The 14,648-nt window shown below is 71.8% G+C and carries 12 protein-coding genes and 2 pseudogenes; 5 read left to right on the top strand and 9 right to left on the bottom strand.

Annotation, left to right across the window (positions count from 1 at the left end; all coding sequences use genetic code 11):
* Nucleotides 1-283, bottom strand: a pseudogene (locus AB0M88_RS37340) (hypothetical protein); the annotation flags it as partial.
* Nucleotides 284-550: 267 nt separating this feature from the next.
* Between AB0M88_RS37340 and AB0M88_RS37335 the strand changes: the two are divergent.
* A complete protein-coding gene (locus AB0M88_RS37335; RefSeq protein WP_364110554.1) occupies nucleotides 551-1,399 on the top strand; it encodes an SGNH/GDSL hydrolase family protein in 849 nt (282 codons plus the stop codon).
* On the opposite strand, the gene AB0M88_RS37330 is transcribed toward AB0M88_RS37335, so the two are convergent.
* Together AB0M88_RS37330 and AB0M88_RS37325 are read right to left on the bottom strand one after the other, a co-directional pair.
* Entirely contained in the window at nucleotides 1,375-2,490 is a 1,116-nt protein-coding gene (locus tag AB0M88_RS37330) for a cation:proton antiporter (protein ID WP_364110553.1), read from the bottom strand. The two genes, AB0M88_RS37335 and AB0M88_RS37330, sit on opposite strands and share 25 nt — an antisense overlap.
* Entirely contained in the window at nucleotides 2,487-3,257 is a 771-nt protein-coding gene (locus AB0M88_RS37325) for a serine hydrolase (protein ID WP_364110552.1), read from the bottom strand. The genes AB0M88_RS37330 and AB0M88_RS37325 overlap by 4 nt, the downstream gene beginning before the upstream one ends.
* 109 nt (nucleotides 3,258-3,366) lie before the next feature.
* Here AB0M88_RS37325 and AB0M88_RS37320 point away from each other — a divergent pair, with 109 nt between their 5' ends.
* Entirely contained in the window at nucleotides 3,367-3,972 is a 606-nt protein-coding gene (locus AB0M88_RS37320; RefSeq protein ID WP_364110551.1) for a putative glycolipid-binding domain-containing protein, read from the top strand.
* Nucleotides 3,973-4,024: 52 nt separating this feature from the next.
* Here the strand turns inward: AB0M88_RS37320 and rho are convergent, their stop codons facing one another.
* From rho to AB0M88_RS37295, 5 genes and pseudogenes are all read right to left on the bottom strand, one after another.
* Nucleotides 4,025-5,143 (bottom strand): transcription termination factor Rho, encoded by a 1,119-nt coding sequence (gene rho / locus AB0M88_RS37315; protein WP_364110550.1) that lies wholly within the window; start codon nucleotides 5,141-5,143, stop codon nucleotides 4,025-4,027.
* Nucleotides 5,144-5,712: 569 nt separating this feature from the next.
* A pseudogene (locus AB0M88_RS37310) lies at nucleotides 5,713-5,956 on the bottom strand (transposase); the annotation flags it as partial.
* 346 nt (nucleotides 5,957-6,302) lie between these two features.
* Nucleotides 6,303-6,668 (bottom strand): VOC family protein, encoded by a 366-nt coding sequence (locus AB0M88_RS37305; RefSeq protein WP_364110549.1) that lies wholly within the window; start codon nucleotides 6,666-6,668, stop codon nucleotides 6,303-6,305.
* Complete coding sequence (locus AB0M88_RS37300) at nucleotides 6,665-7,264, bottom strand: TetR/AcrR family transcriptional regulator (RefSeq protein ID WP_364110548.1); 600 nt, start codon at nucleotides 7,262-7,264, stop codon at nucleotides 6,665-6,667. Before AB0M88_RS37300 ends, AB0M88_RS37305 begins: the two co-directional genes overlap by 4 nt.
* A 102-nt stretch (nucleotides 7,265-7,366) precedes the next feature.
* Nucleotides 7,367-10,294, bottom strand: a complete 2,928-nt coding sequence (locus AB0M88_RS37295) for an AAA family ATPase (protein ID WP_364110547.1) — start codon at nucleotides 10,292-10,294, stop codon at nucleotides 7,367-7,369.
* A 133-nt stretch (nucleotides 10,295-10,427) separates the two neighbouring features.
* Here AB0M88_RS37295 and AB0M88_RS37290 point away from each other — a divergent pair, with 133 nt between their 5' ends.
* A complete protein-coding gene (locus tag AB0M88_RS37290; RefSeq protein ID WP_364110556.1) occupies nucleotides 10,428-11,261 on the top strand; it encodes a hypothetical protein in 834 nt (277 codons plus the stop codon).
* Nucleotides 11,258-12,727, top strand: a complete 1,470-nt coding sequence (locus AB0M88_RS37285) for a hypothetical protein (RefSeq protein ID WP_364110546.1) — start codon at nucleotides 11,258-11,260, stop codon at nucleotides 12,725-12,727. Before AB0M88_RS37290 ends, AB0M88_RS37285 begins: the two co-directional genes overlap by 4 nt.
* Before the next feature lie 31 nt (nucleotides 12,728-12,758).
* Here the strand turns inward: AB0M88_RS37285 and AB0M88_RS37280 are convergent, their stop codons facing one another.
* Nucleotides 12,759-13,880, bottom strand: a complete 1,122-nt coding sequence (locus AB0M88_RS37280) for a hypothetical protein (RefSeq protein WP_364110545.1) — start codon at nucleotides 13,878-13,880, stop codon at nucleotides 12,759-12,761.
* A gap of 523 nt (nucleotides 13,881-14,403) precedes the next feature.
* Here AB0M88_RS37280 and AB0M88_RS37275 point away from each other — a divergent pair.
* Entirely contained in the window at nucleotides 14,404-14,559 is a 156-nt protein-coding gene (locus AB0M88_RS37275) for a hypothetical protein (RefSeq protein ID WP_364110555.1), read from the top strand.
* Nucleotides 14,560-14,648 lie beyond the last annotated feature (89 nt).

Raw genomic sequence — 14,648 nt, 5'->3', positions numbered from 1 at the left:
CCCCCCCCCCCGCGCCCCCCCCCCCGGCGCCCCGCGCCCCCCCCCCCGCCGACAGGCTCGGCCGGCCGGGGATCGCGGTCGATCCGCCGTAGCCCGGCCGGCTCACCGCGATGAGCCGGGCCCCGGCCGCCACCGCCGCCGGATGCCACAGCCGCCCCATGATCCGCGTGTTCGGAGTCCCCGGCTGAAAGAAGACCGGCCGGCCCGACGGATCGCCGGCATCGAGACATTCGACGACGCGGCCGTCGGGCAGTGTCAGGCTCGTTTCGTTCCCGGAGTTCATGGCGCCACGCTAGCCGTGCGGTCGGATGCGAGCCGGTGCTCGCCGTGCTCCGCCCGATCCGGGCCCCGCGTTCGCCAGCGGGCTGCCGTTCGGCTTGACCAGCCGATCTGACCAGCCGATCTGACCAGCCGGCCTGCCTGGTCGTCGACCGCGCGTCACCCGGCGGTCCTGGTTCGGGCGCGACAGGCCGTCGAAACCCGCTCGCTGTCCGCCGGGCCGAAACGTCGTAGAGTGGCGACGTCGTTTCTCTCGGTGAGGATGGGGCGGATGAAGCGGTGGCATGTGGTCCTCTTCGCGGTGCTGGCGGCGCTCGCGCTCGGCTGTGAGGGGGCCGCGACCGGCAGCCAGAGCAGCCACGGCACCCCCAAGCCCAAGCCCGGCCTGCCCACCTCGATGGCCGCCCTGGGCGACTCGATCACGGTCGGGTTCGCCAGCTGCGGGACGGTGCTGGCCTGCGGGCGCAACTCGTGGGCGACCGGCACCAGCGACGCCGTCGACAGCCACTACCTGCGGATCAAGAGTGACAACGACCGGATCAGCGGGCACGAGCACAACTATGCGGTGCCCGGCGCGCGGGCCGACGACCTGGCCCGGCAGGCGAAACAGGCCGTCAAGGTGAAGGCCGCCTACGTGACGATCCTGATCGGGGCCAACGACGCCTGCGCGGCGACGGTCGGCGGGATGACGTCGGTCAAGACCTTCCGGAGCGAGATCGACGCGGGGCTGAAGCAGCTCAAGAACGGCCTGCCCAAGGCGCACGTGCTGGTGGTCAGCCTGCCCGACCTCTACCGGCTGTGGGAACTCGGGCACGACGACGCCCACGCCCGGCGGGCCTGGAAGCTCGGCATCTGCCCGAGCCTGCTCGCCGACCCGACCTCGACCGCCCAGGCCGACCAGGACCGGCGCGACCAGGTGAGGCAGCGCATCGACGACTATGACGACCAGCTGGCGGCGGCCTGCAAGAAATACGGCGACCACTGCCGCTGGGATCACGGCGCGGTGCACGACGTGCGGTTCTCGCTGTCGCTGGTCAACCACCTCGACTACTTCCACCCGGACGCCGACGGGCAGAAACGCCTGGCCGAGGTGACCTACCCGGGCACCTTCGACTGGTGAGCGGCCAGGCGCCCGGCCGCGACGACCGCCACCACGATGGTGATCACGGCGCCCAGCATGATCGCCGCCGGTTCGCCCGCCCGCAGGGTCGCGGCGCCCAGCGTGGCGGCGGCGACCGGCACGCCGAGCTGGGCCGACGCCATCAGGCCGGCATAACCCGGCCGCACCACGAAGTGCACGGCGACCGCGCCGGCGCCGAGCAGGACACCTAGCCACACCAGGTTCAGCGACCGCACGTCGAGCGACGCGCCCAGCCATACGAAGAACAGCGGCCCCAGGAACCCGTCGGTCACCGAGAACAGCTGCTTGGCCAGCCGCCGCGGCTCGCCGACCGCGCCGACGACCAGCCCGAAGCAGAACCCGGCCAGCATGATCGACACATGCGTGGTGACGGCCAGCGCGGCCAGGGCGAACAGCAGGATCAGGCTGATCCGCAGCTCCACCGCGAACTTCCGCCGCTGCGACCAGCGGTGCGCCCGCCGCAGCAGCCCGCGCCGGTCGAGCAGGCGCAGCCCGGCGAACAGCAGGGCCGAGGCCACGATGACGGCCGCCGCGCCCAGGGCCGCCGTCCCGGCCCGGCCCGGATCGATCACCAGCGGCAGCGCGATGATGCAGGCGGCGTCGGCCAGCGCCACCTGCGGCAACATCGCCAGCACCTCCGGTCCGGAGAGCTTGAGCGCGCCCACGATCGGCAGAATCAGCGCCGCCGACGACGAGGCGAGCAGAACCGCGAAGAGCGCGGCGTGCGGAATTCCGGTCACCCTCGCGATCCCGTACGCGGTGAGCACCGCCAGAGCCCCCACGAGGACCGCCCGCAGCGCGCCGGTCCGCAAGGCCTGGCGCAACCGGGAATCGCGGATCGGCACCTGCGACCCGGCCACGAACATGACCAGCGCGAAGCCGACGTTCGCGAGCAGCGACAGGGTCGGGTCGGCCGGCTCGACCAGCCCGGACACGCTCGGCCCGAGCACGATCCCGGCCACCAGCTCACCCGCCACGACCGGCACGTGCCAGGCCGACCGCGCGGCCAGCAGCGGCCCGAGCAGCCCCGCCGCCCCGATCAGCGCCAGCACCCCGAACCCGGCCGTCACGCGGCCATCGCCCGGCCGATCGCGCGCATCCCGCTCATCACCTCGGCGGTGCGGTCGCCGTCGCCGGGATCCCAGTTCGCCAGGACGGCGTACGGGAAAAGGCCGATGTGGCCGACGTCGGCCCGCACGCCGTCGTCGGTGCCGGTCTTGTTGCGCAGGTCGCCGTCGGCGTGGGCGAGCGGGTCGAGGTCGAAGGCGGACGCCACCATCGACAGGTCGACGCCGGTGGCCAGCCACGCGTCGACGCGGGCCGAGACGGCGGGGGAGACGATCGTGCCGCGCGCGAGGCCGCTCATCACGGCGGCCAGTTCGGCAGCGGTGCCCCACGACAACGTCGGAGGGTGGGCGGAGGTGCGCTTACGGCGTACGAAATCAAGCAGGGCCGTCTCCCTCAGCCCGAGTTCCGCGGCGAGGCCGGTCAGCGGGCGCAGCCCGATGCGGCCGAGGAGAACGTTCGTCGCGAAGTTGTCGCTGACCGCCGCGACCAGCACGGCGAGATCGGCGACCGGCAGCGCTGGGACACTCAGGTGCTGCCAGAGGCCGGAGTCGGCGACCGCGAGCGCGGGGTCCCGGGCCAGCGGTTCGGCCGGGTCGAGGCGACCGTCCTCAATGCGGCGCGCCGTCTCGATCAGGAGCAGGAGTTTGCCGACGCTGGCCGTGCGCAACCGCCGTTCCGGCTGGTGAGAGGCCTGGTCGCCGATCTTCACCGACCAGTCGACGGCCGGCGTGCCGCTGACCACCTCGTCGACGATCTCCTGGATGTTCATCCGTTCATCATGGTCGACTCGGCCGGCCACCCCGCCCCGGATGGTGTGGCGGCTCATATTGCATAGTGCAACGATGGCGGGTAACGCGATGCGGCGAAGGGAGACGACCATGGGTGCCCACGAGACCCCCACTCGGCCCAGCGGTGCGGCTCGGAACAGGACGGCCCACGACCCCGCGGGCCCGCTGATCTGGCAGCGCACCGACACGGTCGGCACCGAACTGGTCTTCCCCGACGCCGACGGGCGCACCGCGGCGGGCACGGGAGTCATCGGCGGCACCGGGCCGCACAGCGTGCAGTGGCTGGCCGCGCTCGACGACGCCTCGGGCGTGCGCGCGCTGACCGTGACCTGCGAATCCTCGCAGTCGCGACGCACGCTCGAAATGACCCCTGAGGACGACGGGGCGCTGGTCTTCCGCTCCGGTGACGACGCGCCGACCCGTCTCGAAGGCATCGACGTGGTCCGGGTGACCGACTCGCCGATGTTCCTGACCTGGGCGCTTCGCCGGCTCGCCCTGACCCCGGCGGCGGGCGCGGTGCCGGCGATGACCGCGCGGGTTCTGCTGCCGTCGCTCACCGTGGCGACCGGCACGACGACCTATCAGCTGGTCAGCGACCAGCGGCTGCGGATCGGCGGCGACGAGGCGGGTGCGACCTTCGACCTCGACGCGTCCGGGATCGTGGCCTACCGGGCCGGCCGGTTGCGGCTCGCCTAGGCATCCCTACGCTTCTTCACGCCGCTTTTTCACGCCGCCGGCGACGGCCTTTTCACGCCGCCAGCGACAGTGCGACCCGGCGCAGGAAGGCGGCGTTCGACGGGGTGGTGCGCAGCTGGTCGAGCAGCTGCTGCAGGGACTGCCGGGCGTCGCCGCCGGTGAGCGCCCGGCGCACCTGGCCGACCACGGCGAGCTCGTCGCGCGAGAGCAGGATCTCGTCGTGCCGGGTGCCGGTGCCGGCCACGTCGATCGCCGGGAACGTACGCGCCTCGGCGAGCTGCCGGTCCAGCTTGAGCTCGGCGTTGCCGGTGCTCTTGAACTCCTCGAAGATCACGCTGTCCATCGCCGAGCCGTTCTCGACCAGCGCCGTCGCGATGATCGTCAGCGAGCCGGCGCCCTCCAGGTTGCGGGCGGCGCCGAGCAGCCGCTTCGGCGGATAGAGGGCACTCGAATCGAGCCCGCCGGTCAGCGTCCGGCCCCGGCCGGGCGCCAGCAGGTTGTACGCCCGTCCCAGCCGGGTGATCGAATCGAGCAGGATGACCACATCGTGGCCCAGCTCGACCAGGCGTTTGGCCCGCTCGACGGCCAGCTCGGCGAGTGCGGCGTGCTCGGCCGGCGGCCGGTCGAACGTGGCCGCCACCACCTCGCCGCGGATCGACCGCTGGAAGTCGGTGACCTCCTCCGGCCGCTCGTCGACCAGCACCGCCATCAGATGCACCTCGGGGTGGTTGACGGTGATCGCGTTGGCGATCTCGTGCAGGACCGTGGTCTTGCCGGCCTTGGGCGGGGAGACGATGAGCGCCCGCTGCCCCTTGCCGATCGGCATCACCAGGTCGATGACCCGCGTGGTGAGATCCCTGGGGTCGGTTTCGAGGCGAAGGCGCTCGTTCGGAAACAGCGCGGTCATCTCATAGAAGTCGGGCCGCCGGCCGGGCGTGCGCCCGTTGACGGTCTCGACCTGCAGGTGTGCGGGCTTGCGGGGTGCGACGACGCGGGCAGAGCCGGTGACCCGGTCGCCGCGGCGCAGCCCCAACTGGCGGACCTGCCCCATCGAGACCGCGATATCGTCGCGGCCCGGCAGGTAGCCGTCGGCCCGCAGCCAGGCCCGGTCGTCGACGATGTCGAGCAGCGCGTCGAAGGCAAGGTCCGCTGAGGTGGTTGTTGCAGACATGGGGGAGTGCTCCTAGAGCTGAAGGCCAGGCGCGGATAGACGCCGGCCTGGGTGAAAGGAAAAATTTGTGCTTGGCCGGGTCGGAGACCTCACAGCCGATCAGGAACCCCGGGGGCGATCTAAGACCGCCGGCATCCGGGTCCGGATGGCCGAAGAGTAGCACACGGGCCGGCCCGTCGGCTCGCGCCGGATGCTCGCAGGCCGGACGCTCGCACGCGGAGGCCGACGCGCTGCCGGACACCCACCTGGCGTTCCCGCGCGACCGGGCTACCTGATCGGCGGCGGCCGACTCGTCGACCAGCACGACGAGTGGCTGCGCGACATCTCGGTGGGTCGCGTCCGCTGGCGTGGTGTAAGAGGCGGCCAGCACTGATCCGTTGGTTTTGATGTCAGGCGGCGATCTCTGCCGGTGGGGCGGGCTTTGCGGAGGGTTTCGAGGCCCGCGCAGCGGCGGCCTTCAACGCATTCGTCGGCTTGTTCGGCGACGACCGCACCGACCAGACGGATGATCGCGGCCCGGTTCGGGAAGGTCGGTGCGGCGGCGGGTTTCTTTGTTCAACCGTTTGCTTCTCTACCCGACCGGTCGACACCCCGAGCAGATGGCTGGTCGCCACGACACTGACGAGGGCTTGTTCGGCACGACGGCGGTGCTGCAACAACCAGTCCGGGAAGTAGGAGCCCCTGGCGCAGCTCGGGGATGGCCGGCTCGACGGTGCCGGTCCGGGTGTCCCACTCCCGAGCCCGGTAGCCGTTGCGCGAGTCCGAAGGTTTTCACCATCTCCCCGCACAGAGATCAGGGCTCGCCGATTCCAGATGCTCGCGCAGCAGCCCGGCGACGTTCAGACTTTGTTCTACGGCGATCGCAGGCCTTTCCTTCGTCGCGCCGGCCACCTCCCAGGCGCTAAACCGCCGCTGCCGGCCACCACCTCGTGCAGGCCCCCGCGCGGGACCTGCCGCCGCGGTGGCACGCCGAGACCACCAGCCTCCCGCGGCCGCAAACGGCTGCTGCCCCAGCCTGCGGAAGCGCACCGGTGCTATCGACGAATTTGGCCGCACCCGGGAGGCGGCGCTGGAGGTGATCCGCCGGCGCCGAACTCGCCGGCCTCTGATCGGGCAGGTGAGTCGTCGAACGATCGCACGGCCGGTCGGCGCGGCCCCTTCATTCCGGTGACATGACTTCGTAAAGGTTGCGGGCGTCATCGGTGAAGTAGAGGCCGCGGGCGCACAGCGGATGGTCGGTGTGCCCGTTGTCGGGCTCGTCGGGTTCGCTGCCGTAGGGCACACCGCCGGCCTGTAGCCGGGCCAGGATCTGGTCGAAGGTTGCCGGGTCGACGTCGAAGGCCAGATGCAGTCCGACCGGGTGGTCGACGGTCATGAAGTCGAGGGTGAGCTGCTCATTGACGCGTACCGGAGCGAAGTGGTGGACGTTGCCCGGGTAGGTCAGTCCCATGATGCCGGCGAAGAACCGGGCGGCCGTCTCGTTGTCGACCGCGGGCACGATCGTGTGATTCAAGGTGATGGTCATGCGACCACGCCATGCAGGAACACGTCGACGAGCGTCTCGATCGGGGTCTCGCCGCCGGGCGCGCCCCGCCGCCCGAACAGCATGCCGAGGAAGACGACGGCGAGTTCCTCGACCGGCAGCCGCAGCGTGGCCCGATCGGGTTCCAGGAGCCGGATCACGGCCTGCCGGGTGTGCTCGGTCGCGGTCGCCCGGTCGCCGGTCGCGGTGCGATCGCGCGGTGCGCCGCGTTCGGCCCGGCGGCCGGCGGCGTGGACCGCGCCGATCACCGCACCCATCCGCTCCAGATAGGCGTGCAGAGTCGTCGCCGCCTCGGTCAGCCGGGCGGCCAAGGGCTGATCCAGCGGCACCGCGTCGAGCTCGGCCAGGACATGATCGTTGCGCAGGGCCGCGACAACGCACGCGTCCAGCAGTTCGTCCTTGTCGGCGAAGGCCCGGAAGATCGTCGCCTCCCCGATCCCGGCCGCCTTCGCGATCTGTGCGGTGCTGACCGCGGCACCGTGCTCGACCAGCAGCGGCAGCGCCGCAGCGACGATCATCTCCCGGCGCTCGTCGGGGCTCATCCCCGGCGCTCTGCGCCGGGCTGGTGTCTCCGTCATAACCCGACCATAGCGGAGTGAGTACTCACTCCGCCAACCGTATTCGCGATCGACGCCATTTGGCCCGTGCGTCGGCGGCGGCGCCATGCCGTGGGTTCGCGGTCAGGCCGGCGGCAGCGCCGCCTGGTCGCCCGCCGCGAGGGCGGCCCGCCAGGCGGTGACGGTTGCGGTGGGCAGGCGGGCGGCGTCGCGGTCCAGAGACGCGCCGAGCAGGGCGGTGGCCTGGCTCGGCGCGCGGCCCGCGCTCACCGCTTCGATGGCTCGGGCGTACGCCCTGCCCAGTTGCGCATCGTCGGAAGACAACCCGGCCAGCCAGACGTCGAGGAGGGTGCGGGCGATCGAGGACGCGTCGCCGGGGCCGTGGACGACGACTTCGGTCAGGGCGGACGGCATGGCGGCGATCAGCGGTTCGAGGGCGTGGCGGAGCAGGTCGGTGGAGAGGTAGCCGTCGAGGGCCATGGCGCGCAGGGCGATGTCGAACGAGGTGTCGTCGTTGAAGCCGGACAGGGCGGGGGCGGGCGGGTCGTCGGGGTGCCGGCGGAACGACCACAGCAGGTCGACCCGGGTGGGGGCGGGACGGCCGGCCGCCGTCAGGACGATGTCGCGGCGGCGGTCGGGGGACCAGGTGCGGGAGATGGTGATCGGGGCCAGGGAGTCCAGCCACATCGACGAGGGGACGGCGGCGGTCCAGAGGCGGGCCGTGATGCGCATCCAGTAGGCCGGGTCGGCGGCGTGCTGCCACAACTCCGAGGCGTGCAGTGGCAATCCGCAGGCCAGGACCAGCAGGGTCAGGTTGAAGGAGTAGGTGGCGGTCCAGAAGTCGGTGCGGCGGTCGACCGGCTGATAGGCGCGGGGCTTCCACTGCGGGCGAAGCACGGCCGAGCGGAGGCGGTCGATCAGCCAGGGCCGGGTGGCCGGGCCGTCGATCATGGCGGTCACGAACGGCAGGACGGTCGCGCGGGCGGTCAGCGGGGTGTAGCCGAGCAGCGACGAGAGCAGGTCGTCGTCGTCTCGGGGCTGGAGGGCCAGGGTGCCGGCGGCGTCGCGGGCCACCGCGTCGGTCAGGGCCTGGACGGTCAGGCGCGCGACCAGGTATTCGCCGAAGGTGGCGTGGAGGAACTCGTACGCCTGGAGGGGTTGGCCGTCGCGCTGAGCCTGTGCCCGCTGGATGAAGAAGAAGCGGCCGACCAGCTCCTGGCCGGCGGTCAGCGGTGTGCGGAAGCCCCCGGAGGCCGGCGGTGCGGCCGCGAAGCCGAGGCCGGCCAGGTCGTGGTCGAGCTCGGCCTCGGTGACCCACAGGCGGCCCCGGTGGAACATCGCGAACGCGACCACCGACAGGCGCAGCAGCTCCTGGTCGACGAGCCGGGGCAGCGCCGAGTCGGGGCCGGAGAAGGAGCGGGCCACCTCGCGCCGGGCGAACTCGCTCAGCAGGCGCTCGTAGAGCTGGCCGGTGTCGAGCGAGGCGAGGTCGGCCAGTTCGGCGGTCGAGGCGTCGAACAGCGCCAGCATGAGCAGCATCAGCGGCTGGGAGGCGAGGTCGGGGAAGCGGCGCAGCACGCTCAGCGACAGCGGGCGGCGGGCCGGGTCGGCGGCGTTCCAGAGTTCGCGCCAGCGGGCCACCTGGGGCTCGTCGAACGGTTCCAGCCGGACGGCGAGGGCGCCCAGCGGCAGCCGCGCCCGGTCGGCGACCGCGACCCGGCTCGTCACGATCACGGCCACCGGGCGGTCGAGGGTGGCCTCGCGGCGCTGGAAGTCGGAGACCCGCTGCAGGTAGTCGGACTGGTGGACGCCGGTCGCCTGGAGCAGCTCGTCGAAGCCGTCGAGGAGGATCAGGGGCTGGGCCCGGCCGGCGTCGCGGGCCAGGGCGGGCCACGACACGGTCTCGCCGATCGCCGACCGGATCGCCTGCTCGATCTGGTCCTGGACCTCGGCCTCGGCGCGCACCTCGCGCAGCGGGACCCGGACCACGAGGTAGTCGGCGGCGGGCAGTCGGGCGGCCAGGATGCGGGTGAGCGACGACTTGCCGGCACCGGGCTGGCCGAGCAGCAGCATCGGGGCCTCGGCCGCGGCGGGAGTGGTCAGGTAGGTGGCCAGGAAGTCGCCGAAGTCGTTGCGGACGCCGGCGTCCCACCACGGGTCGTCGGCCGGCCGGGCGCCCGGGCCGGCCGCTTTGACCTGGAAGCGCGGGTCGAGGTAGGCGTCGCCGAGTGAGGGCTGGAGGACCTCGCCGCCGAGCACCGGGTGGGCGAGGACGGCGCGGTTGGCCGAGGCCAGGGCGGCGCGCTGGGCGGACGGGTCGAAGTGGGAGCTGATCGGGCGGAGCAGGGCTTCGAGGTGTTGCAGGCCCTGGCCGACGGCGTGGGTTTCGAGCTGGCCGAGCCAGATGCCGAACTCGGGGATGTCGCCGGCCAGGCGGCGGGCCGATTCGAGGTAGAGGGAGGCGGCGCGCGGCGGGAGCTGGACCGGCAGCGACGAAGTGAGGGACCGGCGGGCCCGGTCGTCGGCGAGATCCCATTCGGCCAGGCCTCGCAGGAAGGACAGGAGCCGGGAGCCGGACGCCTCGGCCCACGACGTGATCTCCCGGAGCAGCGCCTGCGCGGTGCGGTCGGCCGACGGGACGGGCAGGTCGGCGTCGAGCAGGGCCGCGACCCAGCCCGACCCCGGGCGGGCGGTGGCCACCATCAGCTGGTCGTCCCGCGAGAAGCCGGGCGATTCGACGCGCGCGGCGGCCAGGCATTCGTCGAGCGCCGCGAAGAAGGCGGTGACGACCAGCACTCCGTGAGCGGCCTGAAGGCGCTGGGTGCGGTCGTAGCGCCTTAACCCGCGTACGGAATCGGAAAGCCGGCCGAGAGCCGCCTCGCTCAGCCTGACCGCCTCCGACCGGGCGTCGAAGAGACCGAGCGCGAGGTCGCTCCCCCCGGCCGTGGCCAGCGTGAGCGCCGCCCCGGCCACCCGGTCGGCCGCGCGCAGCAGCGGGCCCGAACCGCCGAGGAGGGTGACCGCGTCGGAGTAGCGCAAGCCGCGTGACATTGGACCATGATGGACGCGTCACGTCGCCGGAAGGTTTTCACCCCCGGCGCGAGATGGTCCGTTCACCTGCCGGACGCCTCGGCGTAGTCATATGGTGCGTCATCCGATCCGCTGGCAGGAGTCGACCCGGGCCGTGCACCACGCGAACCACTATTACGGGCATTCCCACGTGCTCGCCCGCTGGTGCGGGCTGGACGACGCCGATGCCGACCCGCCGCGGATGCACGGGTACCTGCAGCATGGGTGGAACATCGGGGACGGGATGGCGCCGGACCACGAATTCGTGCCGGGGGCGCCGCTTTTCGTCTGGTCGGAGCGGGTGCGGCGGCGGGCGTGGTCGCTCGGGCGGCGGCAGGTCTACACGATCGGTTCGCCGTGGGCCTATCTGCTGGAGATGACGCCGGAACCGGATGTTCCCCGTGAAGGCACGATCTACTACCCGTTCCACGGCTGGGAGGGGCAGCACGTCGTCGGCGATCACGGCGGGCTGATCGAGGAGATCCGGCGGGTCGAGGAGGGGCCGGTCACGGTCTGCCTCTACTGGCAGGAATACCGGTCCCGGAAGCTGCGGCAGACCTACGAGCGCGCCGGATTCCGGGTCATCTGCCACGGCTACCGCGGCGGCTGGTGGAAAGACCTCGACCCCGGCTTCCTGGTCCGCCAGCTCGCCGAACAGCGCCGCCACAAGCGCGTCGCCTCGAACCGCCTCTGCTCGGCCGTCTTCTACGGCACGCTGGCCGGGTGCGAACCGGCGGTCTACGGCGACCCGATGCGGCTCGAGGGGGAACGGTCGGCCTTCGGCGGCCAGGACTTCATCGAGCGGAACTGGTCGTTCATGCTCGGCCCGCACGTCGACGTGGCCCGCGCCCGGCAGGCGGCGACCGACGAACTCGGCGCCGACCGGCTGCTTCCACCGTCGGTGTTGCGCCTCCTGCTCCGCTGGCCCGCTCCGGTAGGTGTGAAATGACGACTCCGCGGCTGATCGGCGGCGAAATGATGGTCTGGTCCGACCTCGACGGCAGGCACGGCGCGGGGCCGCCCTCGGCGGCCACGTTGCGGCCGCTTCTGGGTGCGGCTTCCGGGCGTACGCTCGTGGCCGGCCCCCATGGCCTCGATCTGATCGCCTCGGTGCCCTCGTCCCCGCTGACCTTGCTGGTCCGAGGGCTGGCCGACGCCGACTTCCTGGCCGAGCGGCTCCCCGGCGCGACCGTCCTCTGCGGAAGCCTCGACAAGCTGGCCGCCGCGCCCGCCTTCGACACCGTGATCGCGCTGGACGGGCTGGGGCGGCTCCGCTCGGCCGAGGACGAGGCGGCCGGGACGTCGTGGGCCGACGACCTGGCCCGGCTGGTGTCGGTGCTGGCCCCCGGCGGCCGGCTGCTGCTCGGGGTCGAGAACCTGTTCGGGCTGCACCGGATGCTCGCGCTGCCGCCGTCACCGTCCGACTCCGACTGGGGCGACGGCGCCGACGAGTACGACCTGACCCGGCCGGCGTCGCCCGAGCTGCTGGGGGCGGCGCTGGGGGCGCTGGGGTTGGAGGTGCGGGCTTCCTATGGCGCCTTCCCGGCCGCGGGTGAGCCTTCGCTGTTGGTGAGCACCTCAGTGTTGGCGGACCGTTCCGTGCGGGGCTGGGCCACCGCCGCGATCCGCACCGCTTTCGACCAGTCCCGGTCCGCCGCGCCTGCTGACCCGTCTGGTTCCGGGGCGTTTGCCGACCCGGGGCGGATCGCGGCCGGGGCCTTGCGGGCCGGGATCGGCGCCGAGCTCGCATGCGGCTGGGTCGTCCTGGCGCAAGGCCCGTCGGACGCGCCCGCCCCCGGCCTGCCGCAGGCGATCGCCGGCGAAGCCGTCATCACCGGCGACCTGCCGACCGGCCCGACCCTCGACGAGCTACTCCTGGCCGCCTCGCTCCGGCGCGACCTGCCCGCCCTGCGCGAACTCCTGGCCGCCTGGCAGAGCGGCCCCGACGCCGGCGTACCCGCGGACCGGATCGTGGTCGCGCCCGACGGCACGCGCACCCCGCTGGTCCCGCCCGTACGGCCCGGAACGGCGGCCCTGGCCCGGCTGGCCGCGACGATGATCCGCGAGGGACACGCGTACCTCTGGCCCGCGCCGGCCGACCAGGCCGAGCTGACCGCCCTCCTGGCGGCGATGGCCGGCCTCCCGCCGGCCGAGCTCCCGGCGCTCGAGCCGGAGCGGCCCGCGCCCGACCTGCGCGAGGCGCTGATGGAACGCGACCGGCTGACCCTCGAGCTGGGCGAGGCGCGGGCCAAACAGGAGTGGTACGAGAAGATGCTGCGGGCGCGCGAGGCGGAACTGAAGCGGGTCCGCCGCGTCAACACGATGCTGATGGCCACGCTGCCGGGCAAGGCGGCGAAGGCGTCGTACGGCGGGTTGCGGGCGGCCAAGCGCGCGCTCCGCAAACTGAAGGGCTGACCCGGCCGGGCTGTGCGGGCGGGTTCGACCGTCAGCCGGCAATCACCGGATCGCGGCAGTCCGGCAAAGACGCGCCCGAGACAGCGACCATAGTGATCGGCAGATAAACGAGATCCCACCGACCGATATCGCCCGGCCCGCGTCCCGTGGTGAGCATGTAAGCGGTCGACGCGTTGCGCCCGAGATCGATAACGCAGATGGGTCCGGAGCCGGAGAACAAGGTGTCCGGGCGCTGACCCGGCGGGCCGATCCATTGGACGGAGACGTACCGCGCCTGTACGTCCAGAAGCGGCGCGCCTAATAGCATGACGGGGCTGGCCTCGCCTCCTCGTCTGACCCTCTCGCCCAGGTCGTGGGCGTACGTAGCCAGGCCGACCGCGAACCCGAGCAGGACGATAGCAACCGTCGTGAGGTAATAGAGCCGGGAGGACAGGTTCCTTACAAAGCACTGCACCAGTGCCATAGTCCCAAGCAGAAAGAACACGACTGCCATGCCGACGAATACCGCGTTGGAGCCGCGATGGCGAAAGATGAGCAAGATGGTTCCGCACGCATAAGCCACCAGGGTGACAGCGATCAGCGCCGTGCGGCTGTTCGACATCCGCGGTGGCGGCTTGCCCGATCTGAGTCGGCGACGGCGCCCCATGGCGCTCATCGCCACCGGATATCCGACGTATGCGGCGGCGGCGATCAACACGAAGAGCATGCCGATCGAGCGGGTCACGACGTAGGTATAGCCGACTCCGATGTCTTCCGGCTTGATGCCTACGGTGGAATAAAACTGATAGTAGGCCGCAAACAGTATTGCAAAAGCGGCGATCCCGATGATGCCAAGGCCCTTGGCCAGCGTATCGATCCCAGGGCCGGGAAGGCCGATACGGGGAGGCTCTCTCGTCAACCGGCTTTCAATGTGCTTCTTCGCCTCGAGAAGCGCCGGCATGATCCCGATCGTGGCGACCTCTCGAGCCTGTCCTCTCCGCCAGACCCGGTGCGAGGGTGTGACGTCAACGGCGACCGTGCCGAAGGAGCCGGGATGCCGCAGCGCGTCATTGACCATCGCCAGAGAAGTCTTGAGGTCAGCCTGCCCCTGAGCCTCCACCTGATCATAAGAAAGGCCCAGTTTATGAAGCTGTTCCGCAAAGAATGTCCGCACTGCCTCACTGAGGAGCGCAGCGCGGACCTCGGCTGAGCGGGCCTGGGCACTATCGGACCCGGAGGAAAGCCTGCCGCGTGAGATGCGTTGGGTTGGCACGGTTGGCAAGCGTACGGGATGCCGGGTATTCGCCTCAGTTGTTCGCATGTCCGGATGAATTCGACGAGAACCCGCGTGCGGAAATAGACGCGATCGGGTGCGGAGCCGATGCGGTGGCGTTGTACCGGTCTCGGCCTGCACGGGCGGGCCCGGCGGCGGGTGCGCGAGTTGGAAGAAGAACGGGACATCCCGCACAAGGCGGCCCGGTATTTCGCCGGGGAAACGCGCTGATGAACCGCTTGCAGGTCGTCGCCGACCAACAGGCACGCTACGGCGTGAAGAGGTTGTGCCGGATCCTGAACTTCGCCCGGTCCTGGAAGGCGCCCGCGTCCGACCGGGCCGCTTGTGACGCCGCGGCCGCGGCTCTCGGCGGCCGGATCCGGGTCGTGCACGGCCGTCATGACAGTTTCTACCGGTCCCGCGGATCACCGCCGAGCTGCATGAGGAAGGGCAGCGGGTCAACCGCAAGAAAATGGCTCGGGTGATGCGCCGCTACCGCATCCAAGGCTGCGGCTACGACGGCAGGTGCAGCAACCCGTCGCGGCCGGGCTGGCCACCGCCGTGCGCTCCGGAACACTAGCCGCCGACGCGGTCGCGCTCGGGGCCCGCACGTTCGCCGAGTGCGACGACCGGCCGACCGCGGGACATGACCGCTGCCCGCATCGCCGT

The organism is Actinoplanes sp. NPDC051411, assembly GCF_040682075.1.
Classification (GTDB): Bacteria; Actinomycetota; Actinomycetes; order Mycobacteriales; family Micromonosporaceae; genus Actinoplanes.
This window is presented reverse-complemented; position numbering and strand designations above follow the sequence as displayed.